Annotated in this window: 16 protein-coding genes; 7 read left to right on the forward strand and 9 right to left on the reverse strand. The window is 60.3% G+C overall.

Annotated elements, in window-relative coordinates; genetic code table 11:
• Positions 1-21: 21 nt before the first annotated feature.
• From ACFOW6_RS06050 to ACFOW6_RS06060, 3 genes are read left to right on the forward strand one after another with little or no spacing between them, the layout of a single operon-like run.
• The gene (locus tag ACFOW6_RS06050; RefSeq protein ID WP_382421444.1) at positions 22-1131 is read left to right on the forward strand and encodes a glycosyltransferase; all 1110 of its coding nucleotides are present in this window, start codon (positions 22-24) and stop codon (positions 1129-1131) included.
• Between the two features lie 23 nt (positions 1132-1154).
• Complete coding sequence (locus ACFOW6_RS06055; RefSeq protein WP_382421445.1) at positions 1155-2504, forward strand: dihydroorotase; 1350 nt, start codon at positions 1155-1157, stop codon at positions 2502-2504.
• A 35-nt stretch (positions 2505-2539) separates the two neighbouring features.
• Positions 2540-3706: an acetyl-CoA acetyltransferase gene (locus tag ACFOW6_RS06060; RefSeq protein ID WP_382421446.1), complete on the forward strand. Its 1167-nt coding sequence runs from the start codon at positions 2540-2542 to the stop codon at positions 3704-3706.
• A 15-nt stretch (positions 3707-3721) separates the two neighbouring features.
• Here ACFOW6_RS06060 and ACFOW6_RS06065 read toward each other — a convergent pair whose 3' ends face one another.
• Positions 3722-4174 carry a CAP domain-containing protein gene (locus ACFOW6_RS06065; RefSeq protein ID WP_382421447.1) on the reverse strand — a complete coding sequence of 151 codons (453 nt, stop codon included), beginning with the start codon at positions 4172-4174 and terminating at the stop codon, positions 3722-3724.
• A gap of 144 nt (positions 4175-4318) precedes the next feature.
• Between ACFOW6_RS06065 and ACFOW6_RS06070 the strand changes: the two genes are divergently transcribed.
• Complete coding sequence (locus ACFOW6_RS06070; RefSeq protein ID WP_382421448.1) at positions 4319-4633, forward strand: Rieske (2Fe-2S) protein; 315 nt, start codon at positions 4319-4321, stop codon at positions 4631-4633.
• 43 nt (positions 4634-4676) lie between these two features.
• On the opposite strand, the gene ACFOW6_RS06075 is transcribed toward ACFOW6_RS06070, so the two are convergent.
• The 3 genes from ACFOW6_RS06075 to ACFOW6_RS06085 form a co-directional block, all read right to left on the reverse strand.
• Positions 4677-5291 carry an MlaC/ttg2D family ABC transporter substrate-binding protein gene (locus tag ACFOW6_RS06075; RefSeq protein WP_382421449.1) on the reverse strand — a complete coding sequence of 205 codons (615 nt, stop codon included), beginning with the start codon at positions 5289-5291 and terminating at the stop codon, positions 4677-4679.
• Positions 5292-5359: 68 nt separating this feature from the next.
• The gene (locus ACFOW6_RS06080; RefSeq protein ID WP_382421450.1) at positions 5360-6166 is read right to left on the reverse strand and encodes an MlaA family lipoprotein; all 807 of its coding nucleotides are present in this window, start codon (positions 6164-6166) and stop codon (positions 5360-5362) included.
• A 346-nt stretch (positions 6167-6512) separates the two neighbouring features.
• Entirely contained in the window at positions 6513-7457 is a 945-nt protein-coding gene (locus tag ACFOW6_RS06085; protein WP_382421451.1) for a hypothetical protein, read from the reverse strand.
• Between the two features lie 214 nt (positions 7458-7671).
• Here ACFOW6_RS06085 and ACFOW6_RS06090 point away from each other — a divergent pair, with 214 nt between their 5' ends.
• Positions 7672-8181 (forward strand): pentapeptide repeat-containing protein, encoded by a 510-nt coding sequence (locus ACFOW6_RS06090; protein ID WP_382421452.1) that lies wholly within the window; start codon positions 7672-7674, stop codon positions 8179-8181.
• A gap of 162 nt (positions 8182-8343) precedes the next feature.
• Positions 8344-9117 carry an AraC family transcriptional regulator gene (locus ACFOW6_RS06095; RefSeq protein ID WP_382421453.1) on the forward strand — a complete coding sequence of 258 codons (774 nt, stop codon included), beginning with the start codon at positions 8344-8346 and terminating at the stop codon, positions 9115-9117.
• Here the strand turns inward: ACFOW6_RS06095 and ACFOW6_RS06100 are convergent.
• Together ACFOW6_RS06100 and ACFOW6_RS06105 are read right to left on the reverse strand one after the other, a co-directional pair.
• Positions 9083-9991, reverse strand: coding sequence for an NAD(P)-dependent oxidoreductase (locus ACFOW6_RS06100; protein WP_382421454.1), 909 nt, complete (start codon positions 9989-9991; stop codon positions 9083-9085). The genes ACFOW6_RS06095 and ACFOW6_RS06100 overlap by 35 nt on opposite strands.
• A 117-nt stretch (positions 9992-10108) precedes the next feature.
• Entirely contained in the window at positions 10109-10627 is a 519-nt protein-coding gene (locus ACFOW6_RS06105; RefSeq protein ID WP_382421455.1) for a superoxide dismutase family protein, read from the reverse strand.
• A 288-nt stretch (positions 10628-10915) separates the two neighbouring features.
• On the opposite strand from ACFOW6_RS06105, the gene ACFOW6_RS06110 reads away from it, so the two are divergent.
• A complete protein-coding gene (locus ACFOW6_RS06110; RefSeq protein WP_382421456.1) occupies positions 10916-11152 on the forward strand; it encodes a hypothetical protein in 237 nt (78 codons plus the stop codon).
• Between the two features lie 5 nt (positions 11153-11157).
• Here the strand turns inward: ACFOW6_RS06110 and ACFOW6_RS06115 are convergent, their stop codons facing one another.
• Genes ACFOW6_RS06115 through ACFOW6_RS06125 form a run of 3 tightly spaced genes read right to left on the reverse strand, consistent with a single transcriptional unit; the run spans position 11158 to position 13308 of the window.
• Positions 11158-11664 carry a GNAT family N-acetyltransferase gene (locus ACFOW6_RS06115; RefSeq protein WP_382421457.1) on the reverse strand — a complete coding sequence of 169 codons (507 nt, stop codon included), beginning with the start codon at positions 11662-11664 and terminating at the stop codon, positions 11158-11160.
• Positions 11661-12152, reverse strand: a complete 492-nt coding sequence (locus ACFOW6_RS06120) for a GNAT family N-acetyltransferase (protein ID WP_382421458.1) — start codon at positions 12150-12152, stop codon at positions 11661-11663. The genes ACFOW6_RS06115 and ACFOW6_RS06120 overlap by 4 nt, the downstream gene beginning before the upstream one ends.
• Positions 12153-12165: 13 nt before the next feature.
• Positions 12166-13308, reverse strand: a complete 1143-nt coding sequence (locus ACFOW6_RS06125; protein ID WP_382421459.1) for a succinylglutamate desuccinylase/aspartoacylase family protein — start codon at positions 13306-13308, stop codon at positions 12166-12168.
• Positions 13309-13312: the final 4 nt, after the last annotated feature.

The raw sequence follows: 13312 nt of genomic DNA on the forward strand, positions 1-13312 counted from the left end.
GGTCCTCAGTGGGGGCTTTGCATGCGCGTGATGCATATTGCCGATTTCGGCCGGGACGACCTGGCGCTTTCCAGCCTGTTTGCCAGGATATGTTCCGCATTTCACGACCCCATCTGGCGCGACGAGGTGGGGCAACAGGTTGTGATCCGGCACAATGCTCTGCCTGTCGAACACCTTGAAGTCCTTGGCCTTAATCTGGAAAGGCTACCCTTTCGGCGCTGGCTGGATTTCTCGACGTCTTCACGGATTTCCGAAAGGCTTCAGATCGTCCATCCCGATGTGGTTCTGGTCTGGCGCCCGGAGGCAATGGGCAGCCTTCGACTGGAGAGTCACCGCTGTCTTGTCGGCGTGGTCAGTAATTATGGCTCCATTGCCCCGTGGCGTTCCTGTCACCGGCTGATCGCGCTGAACGAGGATCTGGGAGACGCCGTACTTGAACAGGGCTGGCCCGAGGACCTGCTGGACCTGCCGGCCATGCCTGTCCTGAACGAGATCGGCCAGGCTTTTCCCCGAAAGGCCCTGAACACCCCGAGTGCTGCCGATCTTCTGGTGAGCACGCCGCTGACGAAAGGGGATTCGGGATCCATGCACCTGATCCGGGCTCTGGCCGACATGAAGGATGCCTTTCTCTGGCTGATTGCACCGCGCCGCGATCACAGGAAACTCGAAGCCTTGGCCAGCCGTCACGAGACAGTGAGTCGCCTGCGCCTGCTGGAGCCGGGCCTGGATAATAGAGCTCTGTATGCGGCGGCGGACGTTGTCGTCGCGGCCGGGACCAACGACAACCTGGGGTATGGGGTGGTCGAAGCCTGGAGTCAGAGTCGGCCCGTGGTGGGAACGGGCGGAATGGGGCCTGCCGGTTTGATCCGGCATGGGGACAGTGGCATGCTGAGCCCGGCTGGGGATGCAAGAGCCCTTGCGCGCACATTGAAGCGCGTTTTGCGGGATCCGATGCTTTATGATCGCCTTGCCGCAGGGGGAAGGCGCGTCTATGAAGCACATCATCAGGAAAACCTGGCTTTGGAGCACTGGATGGCGTGCTTTTACCGGGCTCAGGGACAGGCGGTTCCGGTTGGATCCACCGGCCGGACTTCCGAGGAGCCGGGCGGGCATGCCGACATCACGGCCTGACATCTCGGACTGGAGTTTCTTTCATGGCTGCAACATTCGATCTGCTTCTCAAGGGCGGTTATGTCTTTACGCCGAATGGTCCCGTTGAAGGGGACGTCGCCGTCTCCGAGGGCCGTATCGCCGCTATCGGGCAATTCGAGGAGGGAGCGGCCAGGGACGTCCTGAATCTACAGGGACTGACGGTTCTGCCTGGCGTGATCGACAGCCAGGTGCATTTCCGCGAACCCGGCCTGGAACACAAGGAGGACCTGGAAAGCGGCACGCGTGCGGCAGCCCTGGGCGGTGTTACGGCGCTATTCGAAATGCCCAATACCAACCCCTCTACCCTGACCGCTGAGGCCCTGAACGAGAAACTGAGCCGAGCACAAGGACGCGCCTGGACGGATCATGCTTTCTACATGGGCGCAGCCGAGGAGAATGCGGAGAAGCTGGCCGAGCTCGAGACGCTGCCCGGCTGCTCGGGTGTGAAGATCTTCATGGGGTCCTCGACAGGCAGCCTGCTGGTCGAGGATGACGACTCCCTGCGCCGCGTCCTGGCCAGCGGTCGTCGCCGCGTCGCCGTTCACGCCGAGGACGAAGCGCGGCTGCGGGAGCGTGTTTCGGTCATCGAGGACGGCAGCGGCTCTGAAATGCATCCTGTCTGGCGCGATGTGGAAACCGCGGCCAAGGCGACCAGGCGCATCATCGCGCTATCGCGCGAGACGGGACGGCGCGTGCACGTCCTGCATATCACGACGGGCGACGAGGTCGACCTGCTGGCCGACTGCAAGGAGCTGGTGACCTGCGAGGTAACGCCCCAGCACCTGACCCTGTCCGCCCCGGAATGCTATGAGCGGCTAGGGGCGCTCGCCCAGATGAACCCGCCGATCCGGGATGCTTCCCACCGCGAAGCCCTCTGGGAAGGGGTGCGCCAGGGGGTGTTCGATGTCCTGGGCTCCGACCATGCCCCGCATACGCGGGACGAGAAACAGGGGACCTATCCCCGTATTCCCTCCGGAATGCCCGGGGTTCAGACCCTGCTGCCACTGATGCTGGACCACGTGAACGCCGGTCGCTTGAGCCTGCAGCGGCTGGTCGACATGACCAGCGCGGGCCCACAGCGCATCTTCGGTCTTGCCGGCAAGGGGCGGATTGCGCGCGGCTATGATGCCGATTTCACGGTCGTCGACATGGGTCGCAGCGAAACCATTACCTCCGCCTGGCTGGCCTCGAAGTGCGGCTGGTCGCCTTTTGAAGGCATGCAGGTGAGGGGTTGGCCGGTCATGACCATAATCCGGGGGCACACGGTGATGCGGGATGGTGAGGTTCTTGCCCAGCCGCAAGGACAGCCGATCCGCTTCCTGGAGACAATCGCGCCGCAGCCTCTTTCCTGATAGATGAGCCATCTTACCAGCGAGGATAAAACGTAATGACGGCTTGTATTGTTGGATGGAGCCATAGCATCTTCGGAAAGCATGAAGGAGCGGATGTCGAATCCCTGATTTCGGAGGTCGCCCTGCAGGCCGTGGCAGATGCAGGGTTGGAGCCCGAGGATATCGACGAACTGGTCCTGGGAACCTTCAACGAGGGCTTCTCACCCCAGGGCTTTCCGGCCTCCCTCATGCTCAGCAACAGCGAAGCGTTCCGGTTCAAGCCGGCCACACGAGTCGAGAATGCCTGTGCGACCGGATCGGCAGCGATCCACCAGGGGCTCAAGACCATAGAGAGCCGACGCGGGCGCCGTGTGCTGGTGGTGGGTGTCGAGAAGATGACAGGCCTGTCGGGCGCCGATATCGGTGCAACCTTGCTGAAGGCGGCTTACGTGAAGGAAGAAGGGGAGATCGAAGGCGGCTTTGCCGGGGTCTTCGGCGAGATCGCCAATCGCTACTTCCAGCGTCATGGAGATCACTCGGGTGCGCTGGCGGCCATCGCGGCCAAGAACCATGCCAATGGCGTTGCCAATCCCTATGCGCAGCTGCGCAAGGACCTGGGCTATGAGTTCTGTCGCACGGTCTCGGACAAGAACCCCTATGTTGCCGGTCCTCTGAAGCGTACGGATTGCTCTCCGGTCTCCGACGGAGCGGCCGCCCTGGTCCTGACGGATGTGGATACGGCCCTGGCCTTGCCCAAGGCCGTGGTCTTCCGGTCCGCGATCCAGGTGAACGACTACCTGCCCATGTCCAAACGGGATATCCTTCGGTTGGAGGGTTGCGGGGAGGCCTGGCGGCGGGCCCTAACCGAGTCGCGCATGTCACTTGAGGATCTGTCGTTCGTGGAAACCCACGACTGCTTTACCATCGCCGAACTGCTGGAATACGAGGCCATGGGCCTGACGGCTTACGGAGAGGGGGCACGGGCTGTCGAGGAGGGCTGGACCACGAAGGAGGGGCGCCTGCCGGTCAATCCCTCCGGCGGCCTCAAGTCCAAGGGCCATCCCATAGGTGCGACCGGGGTTTCCATGCACGTTCTTGCGGCCATGCAGCTGACAGGTGAGGCGGGGGACATGCAGCTGCCCGCGAGCGAACTGGCGGGCCTGTACAACATGGGGGGCACGGCGGTTGCCAACTATGTCTCGATACTCGAATCCCTGCGCTGAGCTGTGCTGAGCGAGTTATCGGGGACGCGTCAATATGAGCGTCCACAGGGGGCTGGCGATCTTTTCACTCCGGTGATGGTCGATCGAAAGCCCTGCGCGCGTTGCCTCGCGCAGCCGTAGATTCTTCCGGTGAGCAGGACTCTCGTGCCATGCTTGCAGGACGTCCTGTGGTGTGGCCTGGCCGGCTGCAAGGTTCTCAGCCCAGAGGCGCGCCTGGTATCCCTGTTCCTGCAGGCGCTCCGCCAAGCAGTCCCCGTCAGGGGAGCAATGGGCGAAATATCCGCGTTCCGCCATGTCACTGTTATGTCGCTCGGCAATTCGGCTGAGTTGCGCGTCGAGCCTCACAGGAGGCAGGTCCGCCTGTTCGCGGTATTCGTTCACCAGGTCCATCAGGGTTTCGACGGGCTCGGCGGTGGCAGGAGCAATGGGGAGCAGGATCAGGACCAAAAGGTAGAGAAACTTCGGCAAAGATCATCTCCCGGACTCGGGCGAGGGGTGGAATTCTGCTGCCATCAAGGATATGTGGGGAGCCAGGATAATCATTACCAAAGAGTCCCTGCCGCAAGCAGAGGTGGCAGGGAGAACCCTAATCTTGCTCAAGGAGAGTTCCGAATGGCCTGGCACAAGGTGGCGTCCAGTCAGGATGTCGAGGAAGGCAATGTGATCGAGGTGAAAGTGGGTGAAACACCGATCGCACTGTACAACATCGATGGCGAGTTCTATGCGACTCACAACATCTGTACCCATGCCTATGCCTGCCTGCACGAAGGCTACGTGGAGGACGAAACCATCGAATGTCCTCTCCACCAGGGTATTTTCGACATCAAGACAGGCGAGGCCCTGGAAGGTCCTGTGGAGGAACCTCTGGAAACCTACAGCGTCAAACGCGAAGGCGAGGAGATTTATATCGAAGTCCCCGAAGAATAGATCGTAACGTGCGGAGAGGCTCTTACCTCATGCCGATCGTTATTCAGTCGGGCTTGAAAGCGCCCTGATTCAGCTTTTGCTTGAGCACATCAATCAGCCCGGAAAGACCGCCGCGCTGATTCATGACGGAGCCGTATTCGTCACGCAGTGTCAGGGCCATACTGGCACCTTCCGCCCGCACATCCAGGATGCTGTATTCTCCGTCCTGATGGCGCACGCGCCATTCGGTATTCACCGCATCTCCCTGGGGTCGCTCGAAGATGACTCGCACCCACGAGAGATTCTCGTTCTGGGAATCCACGCGCGCGCCTGCCGTCTGAAAGGTTTCACCCTGATATCTATCGAAAAGCGGCAGGAAGCGCTGTACCAGGTAATCCTCGAAAACCTGGATGAACTCTTGGCGCTCCTCTTCGCTCGCCCCTCTCCAGTGGCGCGCGATTATGAACTGGCTAATGGACCTCAGGTCGAAACCTTCCTGAAGCAAACCCCGGAAACGCTGCTCGCGCTCCTCCGCTGAGACCGACTGGTCTGTCAGCTGTTGCAGTGCCTTGGCGCCAAAGTCCTGGATGAATTCTTCCGAGCTACCCTGGGCGTAAGCTGTTGTGGTCAGACCGAGGGTCAGGATCAGGACGTAAAGAAAACCCGTAACAGATTTCATGTGATCTCCGCCAAACGCATTCCGTGAGTTATAGCCGTCTTCCAGAATTGTATCCTGCACAACCAGGGTCAATTAAGGCCTTCAACCTTATTGTCCCTGTTCTCGATCTCATACTGCCTGTTCTGGCGCCAGAGCGAGCGGAAACGGGCATAGGGGTCCACCGAATCTTCCATGATCTCGTCGAAGTTCTCGATGTTGCGTGACCGGTAGTCCAGGCCTTTGACGCCGGCGCGCACAATGCTCTCCTGCATCGCTGCGTCTCCGTCCAGCAGATAGGTCAGGGGATCGAAGAACATGTCGACTACGCGCCCGCCGGTATCCCGCAGGGAAGAGGGGCCGAGAACGGGCAATACGATATAGGCGCCCTCTCCTGCGCCATAGGTAGCCATGGTCTGCCCGAAATCCTCGTCATGATAGGGATGTCCCAGTTCACTTGCCGGGTCAAAGAAACCGAGGCCGAAGGCCGTGTTGATGAAGAAACGTGCAGCCGTGTCGCTGGCCCTGTCAGGATTGCCCTGCAGCAGATCGTTGGCAAAGATGACCGGGGACCTGAGGTGTCTCAGGAAGTTCCGTACGGAATCCTTGACGGGGTCGGGAAAGAGGTCCCGGTAGGTTACTGCCATGGGGCGGATCAGGATCACGTCCAGGGCCTCGTTGAACGCAAAGACAAAACGGTTCAGCAGCTCGAGCGGGTCGTCGCTTTCGACTGGGGTGCTGCTGCCGTATATGGCCTCCGCGTCCTCGTCGCTCAGGATGTCGCTCTCGTCGCCACTGTTCTGAGCGTACTGCACTGCGCCGGGGGCAAGCAGGTCCACCGGCTGTCCAGCCTGTCTCTGGGATTCGGGAATCTGGCCGCAGCCAGCGAGAAACAGCATTGCGGCGAGGACAGCCACTGCGGGAATGAATAAGCCACCATTCCTGCGGCCATGACATGCGGCCGTTGTTGTCTCCTGAGTCCGTGTGAATTCAGATTTCATGCTTTCTGCCCCAGCTTGCCGAATATCCGCCTTTGCCGCAGGTCCTGCTTCAACGCTTGCGGGTCGTTGTGTTCGAGACTGTCAAGCGAACCCCCTGTAAACGCCTTCACGTCCGCTTTTTCCGTCTATTTCGGTCTCAGTGACTTATTCCTGCTCAACTATCATATGGAAAGGTTAATTGCCAGTTATCGCAGTGCCTCATGGCAACAGGGCAAAGGGGTGTGTCCCGAATGCACCGCAGCTGCTATGTAGAATGCTGACTCGCTGGCAGGAGTCGCCGATAGAGAGGCAGGCAAAGGGCCGGCAGCATGTACATGGGAAGCTGGGCCAGAGCGAAGAACAGGGCCACGTCATAATCCGTGCTTTCGGGCAGCGAGGCCAGCAGCAACCCCATGTTGCAATTGCCGCTCATCAATCCGGCGGTCAGGGCACGACTGCGTCCGAGTTTGATGAACACGAGGAATGCCAGGATCTGCAGCAAGGGGTTTGCGACGAAGGCTGCGAGAACCCAGAGGGCTACCGTGGAGGGCCGGGTAAAGAGCGTTTGGGTCACCCCATCCATGATGCCGATGGCAAAGACAAGCATGACCAGGACGATGGCGCCGTCGATTTCGCGCGCCGCCGAGCGCAGGCGCGTGGTGCCGGCCAGGAAGCGGACCAGCAGCGAAGCCAGGAACGCGCCGCCGACGACAAGGCCCATGCGCAGCATGAATTCGTAAGTGCTGACCTCCAGCTCCACGCCCAGTAGCCAGAAGGATATTGGCGGCACGGTGATGGGAGCCAGGAGTGTCGCGCTCAGTCCGGCGACGATGGCGAGCGGTGCGTCCAGTCCTACCAGCAGGGCGATGGCGCTGGCACCGAGGATGGGAGGGGCCGCAGCCATCAGAATGAGCGCGGTTTCGAGTGCTCCCGGCAGGGGCAGGGGAAGAAGCAGGACCATGATCAGCGCGGGAGAGATCACCAAGAGCCAGACCAGCAGGGCGATCAGACTGAAGGGACGGCGCAGGTAACCACTCATGGCCTGCCATTCGATGCGTAGCAGGGACAGAAAGAGCAGAACGCCGACGATCGGGCCTATATGCGGGCGCAGCAGGGCGGCCAGGTCAGGGATGGCGAGTCCCAGGAAAACGCCGATGAAAAGAACCTTGGGGCCGTGACCTCCACAGAAACCCAATACGGACCGTATCAAAAGATATCCCCCACTTTATCGTTTGATCTCGGACGCTATCCTCTTTTGGCAGGTGCGGCCACTGCATCAGACACGCAATTCAGTGAAGGCTGGCGTTCTCAAACTGCAGAGCTTGGTACAACTCTCAGCGGAAAAAGGTTAACGGTAGCCTTGAGAGGGACATGTTTTTAGTGTGATGTGACATTCTGTTGATTTGAAAGGCTCTTCTTCTGTGATGCGGATTCTGTTCTGGCTACCTCTGGCGTTGATCACAGCCGTGGCATCTCTGGCAAGCCCCTCCCAAACGCTGGCGGGCTGCAGCGATCCCCCGATTACGGGCGTGGACTGGCAACGCTGCTCCCACGATGGTCTAGACTACTCGGGTGTCAATATTTCGGAAGCGCGCCTGCGTTCGGCGAGCTTTTTCCGGGCAAATTTTTCCGAGGCAAATTTATCCAAGGTTGAGGCTTATCAGGTGAAGTTCGTCAGCGCCAATCTGAGTGGTACCGATCTGAGTGAAGCGAAATTGGTCAATGCAGACTTTACCAAGGCCAACCTGAGTGGGGCGGACCTGTCAGGCGCGAACCTGCGCGATGCCCGCTTCTATAGGGCGAATCTTCAGAATGCCGATCTCAGCGGCGCCACGCTCGACAACACGGACTTTTCCTTTGCCGAGCTGTCCGGGGCAACCTGGACGAATGGAGAGTACGTCTGTCGAGAGGGATCCGTCGGCCGCTGCAATTGATCTTCCGCTTGCCGAGTTGTCCGGCGTATAGTCCTTTGACTGAACGAATAGACGGTTGCGTTCTTGCAGCCGTAGCCTCGAAAGCCGGACAGGATGAGTTCCCTTTCTGAAACCGCTCCATCACCGCCTTGGCCAGGCGAGAGGGCGGACAACAGCATTCGAATGGCATCGGCAGCGCCAGGTATAGAGCGCCTGCAGGCCCATCTTTACGGCAAGGCCTATGCGCTTCACCGTCACGACACCTATGCGATCGGCATCACCCTGAGCGGAGTACAGGCCTTCCATTTTCGCGGCGCGCTCTGGCACTGCTTGCCGGGACAATGCCATATCCTGCATCCCGACGAACTGCACGACGGTGGAGCAGGTACTGAGGAGGGCTTCGGCTACAGAATCGTCTATATTGATCCTTCCCTGATCCAGGAGGCATGTCCAGGGGAAGCGCTTCCTTTCGTCGATACGCCCGTGGTCGATTTGGCGCGTATGCCAGATGTTCCCATTCAGGAGGTCTGGGACATGGAAGGCACCCTGGATGAGCTTGAGCAGAACGAACTGGTGGCAGCCGTCGCACGTCTGCTCGCCCTGGCGGTGCCCCGCAGGAAGACAAGGTCGATGACACTCTTTCTCCCCGGGCTCGACCGGGTGCGGGAGCATATCGCATCCTGCCCCGCCAAGCGGCACTCGATGGCGGAACTGGAGCGTCTGGCCGATCTTGACCGCTGGACCCTTGCCCGTCAGTTTCGGGCGGCGTTCGGAACAAGCCCGCGTCGCTTCCGTACGCAGCGTCAGCTGGACCTTGTCCGGCACCGTATCCAGGCCGGAGCCACGCTCGCAGAGGCGGCCAACGAAGCGGGGTTTGCCGATCAGAGCCACATGACCCGGCAGTTCAAGCGTGCCTATGGCCTCACGCCTGCATGCTGGGCTGCGGCGCTTGCGTAATGCCAGTGTCTGTGCGCCTCTCCAGTGCGCTCAGAACTGCTGTCATGTCTTCCTGACCATACCCCAGCGCCACCGTCTCGCCGTAGAGCGCGTGGCAGGTATCGAGCAAGGGGGAGGCAATCCCGGCCTTCCGCGCGGCCTCCGCGATCAGGCGGTTGATGGTCAGGACGTCGAGACTTGCCGCCTGGACGGAGAAATCACGGGCAATGAGCTTGGGAAGCTTGAGTCGCGATACGCCGCTCGCCATCGGTCCGGCATCCAGTACAGTCTGCAACTGCTCGAGATCGAGTCCATGCCGTTCGGCGAAGTGGACGGCCTCTGCAAGGCTTGCCACAAGGTTGACCAGGTAGAGGTTGACCGAGAGCTTCATCAGCAGCGCCCGGGGAACCGACCCGCAAAGAATGGTCTCGTGGCACAAGGAGGAAAGATAGGGGCGAACCTGTTCGACTGCCGCCGACTCTCCCGCCAGCATGGCCACGAGTTGTCCCTCCTCTGCAGGTTGGCGGGACCCGGAGACGGGGCATTCGACATAGCGTCCGCCGGCAGCACGTATCTCGGCTTCCAGGTTTCGGGAGTAGTCCGGGGCCGTGGTCCCCATGTGAACGATGGTGTGCTCCTTGACCAAGGTTGCGAACTGCGATGTCCCGCGGTTCAGAACGGCATCGATCGCATCGCTGTTCGCGAGCATGAGGATCACGACGTCCGTCACGCGAAAGAGGCCAGCTGGACTTGCCGCCACCTTTGCACCGGCTGCCTGCAGTTTCTTGCACTTCGCCGCCGAACGGTTCCAGACCGTCAACGGCGTTCCCGACCGCACGAGATTTAATGCCATGGGCTCTCCCATGACTCCGAGACCTATGAAACCGACATTCACGGCGTTTCTCCTTCGGCAGATGCGGATATGCTAAACGCCGAGGAGAGGGGGTGTCTTGAAGGATTGTGACACCTTCAGTACAGGTGCCGCCCAGCCGTCACTCGGGAAGAGCCTGCCTCATTCGATCACGGCACAGGCAAGGCGACGTCCTGCATTGCCAGAAGGCTGGCTTTCGTAATCATCGGCATCGGCGTGAATGACCAACGCACGACTGCGGATTCCGTCGTCTGGGCCATCGAGGGTAATGAGATGGTTGAAGATCTCGGCTCGCAGTTCCCCATTGGGCTGGACGTGTTGATTGGGCAGATCGCCGGCATGGGGCCCGCCCGGCGAGAAATAGCCGTGGGACCGACCGGCGGGATTAAAGTGTCCACCGGCCGAATCGTGAGCACTGGCCGGATCGCACTCTCCGTTCTCATGGATATGCACGGCAACCCAGGTCGCCTTGGGTAGCCCGTCAACGCTAAGGTCCAGCAACACACCACTTGGAGTCTCGGTGGCCGTAGCATTTCCGATTTCATTGCCGTTCGCGTCCACGAAGGTTGCAGTTGCTGTGGAGGGCTCTTGGGCTGTCGCACTGGCGACGGACAGCAGGCCCATACCGGTAAGGAGGAGAAACGGGAATGATCTTTTCATCGACGGATTCCCTGATGCAGGCAGGCTGGTCAGAACAGCCTGCGGTTAAAGAATATATCCTTCTCGATAAACGAGACTAATAGCTACACGCATGCCGGTTAGTGTTATTTTTCAATCATGATGTTGTAGTGAAGGACACGTATCCCTTACGATTTCGGGAAATGACTCCTACTTTCGGGGAATGGTTTTCTGCACAAGCCAGAGAAAGATCACAATCTCTTCCTTTGATATGGATGTGCAGATCACGAAATGGAGAGTGTTCCATTTCACAAAACGGGAGAACTGGAAATGGCCAAATGCGATCAATGCGGCAATGACTATGACAAGGCTTTCCAGATCACCATGGGCAGCCAGACCTTGACCTTCGACAGTTTCGAGTGCGCCATTCGTGCGATGGCTCCGGTTTGCCCGCACTGCGACTGCAAGGTGATCGGGCACGGTGTCGAGAGCGATGGCAAGGTATACTGCTGTGCGCACTGTGCGAAGGCGGCCGGCGCAGGAGGCACGCTCTCCGACCGGACCTAGTGCTCTTACAGCGTGTCCCGGGCTGTATCGGCGAGTTCCTGCAGATACTCACCCTCGAGCCGATAAGGGAGCCATTCAGACTGGTGGCGGATTCCCAGTTTCTCGTAGAAGCCGCGCGCCGGATTCCAGTGCAGTACCGAAAGGTCGAGACGTGGACAGTTCCTCGCTCGGGCTATGGCCGCCAACCAGGCGAGCAGCTGTCTGCCCGCTCCAAGGCCACGTGCGGTTTCGCGGATATAGATATCCTCGAGATACAGTCCGGGCCGCCCTGCGAAAGTCGAATATGTTAGGAAGAATAGGGCGAAACCCACCACCGTCGGTGAGGTTCCAGAGCCTTCGTGGGTCTCGGCAAGCAGGCATTCAAAGCGCGGAGACGGGCCGAAACCATCGCGCCGCAAGTCCTCTTCCGTAGCCTGGACCTGGTCGGATAGCTCTTCGAACGCAGCGAGTTCCTTCACGAGCTGCAGGATCTGAGCGCAGTCTTCCTCGCGTGCGGGGCGTATCTGGATCAAGAGTCCGTATCCTTTCCTGCAAAGTCCCTGAGCGCAGCTCCCTCGATCCGGAAGACTTCCTCGCCGGGTGGGTGGAAGCCACAGCGCTGGTAGAAGGCAATGGTATCCGGATTGTTGCTGCGCACGTTCAATTCCACGCGGTCTATTCCCTGGGCCACTGCATGGGCACTGGCCTGCTTCAGGAGTTGGCGTCCCAGGCCGCTGCCGCGCGCTGATGGGCGGATATAAAGGTTTTCCACCAGCAGAACGGGTCCGCCGCGAAAAAGGGAAAAGGCCCTGTAGAAAGCGATATAGCCCTGTCGATTGCGGGGTGGCCCGGCCAGGAGCGCCTCGAAGGCGGGCGGATCCTGGCACAGCCAATCCGCAACCTTCTCTGCACTCAATTCCCCGGTATTCCTCTTGCCCTCGCTTGCGGCCAGTTCCCGGACCATTTCGGCAAGTTCGGAGGCATCTTCCGGGCTGGCTTTCGAGAAATCCTGTTCGGTCATGACGTCCGTTTCCCTAGTCCTCCAGAAGAAGACCCGTGCGCTCGGGCAGGGGCTCAGTGCCAACGATCTTGGCCAGGTTGTCTCCGGCACGGACATATTTGTGCAAGCGCCGGGTGAGCAGTACGCCGTCGGTGCTTGCGCGGATTTCCTGCCGGCTCGCGGTGTCGCCATAGTGAGAAGGGTCCACGAGATCCGCGATGACATCGCCTTTTGCAACCCGCTCTCCCAAGTTCTTACGATAGCTGAGGATGCCGCTTGCAGGGGACTTCGCCAGCTCGCAGGCCTCAAGTGCCGTGGCCTCGCATTGCAGGGCCTTGGCGGGCGAGGGTAGTCCGGCAACAAGGCCGCGACGCTGGAGCTCTCTGTAAAGGGCCCTGGCATCCTCGGCGGCAAGCGTGTCGTCGACATCGGCTTGCCCACGCAGTTCCACGGTGGCGGAAAAACAGGCGTCGCGCGGGATCGGATGTTCGGGAAAGGCATCAGCCAGTCGCGGCCAGGGCGTGGAAAAGGCTTCGTCGAAGGAGCCCCCGCCCGAATCCGAGGCCAGCAACACGGCCCGACACTCCAGGTCCGCGGCCAGGTCCGTGCCGGCCGGCCAGTGCTCCGGGGTCAGGTAGAGGTGCATCAGGGCATCGTCATCGCAATGCAGATCGAGCACCAGGTCCGCATCACAGGCCTCGCGGGCCAGAAGCTGTTTCAGGTGCTCCAGTTCACTGTGTACCTGGAGCGTCGTGACGGCCTGCTTCATGGCTTGCCGGATCAGCTGTTTGTTCGTGTTCGCATCGGGGCCGAGCCGTCCACGGAGTTCGTCTCGGATCAGGTCGTACAGATCGGGCCATAGACGGTTGTAATTGCCTCCGCCGGGCAGATTGTAACGGCCCAGGTGGACACCGTTCACGAACTGCGACAGCCCAAGCGGATTGGCATAGGGAACCACGGTGATACGGCCCTTGATCGCAGCTTGCGCATCGGCTGCCTTCAGCAGTTCCAGCAGATGCTGGGCCACCAGCATGGCCGGAACCTCGTCGGCATGCAGCGAGGCCTGAATATAGGCTCTTGCGTCTGCTTCGGCCGGACCAAAGCGGTGAAGCACCAATTCCCGCTGCGTTCCGGGAGGACTGCCTTTAAGGATCTGCCGTTCAATGCTATGTGACATGGAA

It is taken from the genome of Fodinicurvata halophila (genome assembly GCF_042651425.1).
Classification (GTDB): domain Bacteria; phylum Pseudomonadota; class Alphaproteobacteria; order Kiloniellales; family DSM-21159; genus Fodinicurvata; species Fodinicurvata halophila.

Bases quoted from the DNA above. Each gene is read 5' to 3' on its own strand.
- ACFOW6_RS06050 (WP_382421444.1), top strand. From the start codon at position 22: ATGCGCGTGATGCATATTGCCGATTTCGGCCGGGACGACCTGGCGCTT.
- ACFOW6_RS06055 (WP_382421445.1), top strand. From the start codon at position 1,155: ATGGCTGCAACATTCGATCTGCTTCTCAAGGGCGGTTATGTCTTTACG.
- ACFOW6_RS06060 (WP_382421446.1), top strand. From the start codon at position 2,540: ATGACGGCTTGTATTGTTGGATGGAGCCATAGCATCTTCGGAAAGCAT.
- ACFOW6_RS06070 (WP_382421448.1), top strand. From the start codon at position 4,319: ATGGCCTGGCACAAGGTGGCGTCCAGTCAGGATGTCGAGGAAGGCAAT.
- ACFOW6_RS06075 (WP_382421449.1), bottom strand. From the start codon at position 5,291: ATGAAATCTGTTACGGGTTTTCTTTACGTCCTGATCCTGACCCTCGGT.
- ACFOW6_RS06080 (WP_382421450.1), bottom strand. From the start codon at position 6,166: ATGCTGTTTCTCGCTGGCTGCGGCCAGATTCCCGAATCCCAGAGACAG.
- ACFOW6_RS06090 (WP_382421452.1), top strand. From the start codon at position 7,672: ATGCGGATTCTGTTCTGGCTACCTCTGGCGTTGATCACAGCCGTGGCA.
- ACFOW6_RS06095 (WP_382421453.1), top strand. From the start codon at position 8,344: ATGGCATCGGCAGCGCCAGGTATAGAGCGCCTGCAGGCCCATCTTTAC.
- ACFOW6_RS06105 (WP_382421455.1), bottom strand. From the start codon at position 10,627: ATGAAAAGATCATTCCCGTTTCTCCTCCTTACCGGTATGGGCCTGCTG.
- ACFOW6_RS06110 (WP_382421456.1), top strand. From the start codon at position 10,916: ATGGCCAAATGCGATCAATGCGGCAATGACTATGACAAGGCTTTCCAG.
- ACFOW6_RS06120 (WP_382421458.1), bottom strand. From the start codon at position 12,152: ATGACCGAACAGGATTTCTCGAAAGCCAGCCCGGAAGATGCCTCCGAA.
- ACFOW6_RS06125 (WP_382421459.1), bottom strand. From the start codon at position 13,308: ATGTCACATAGCATTGAACGGCAGATCCTTAAAGGCAGTCCTCCCGGA.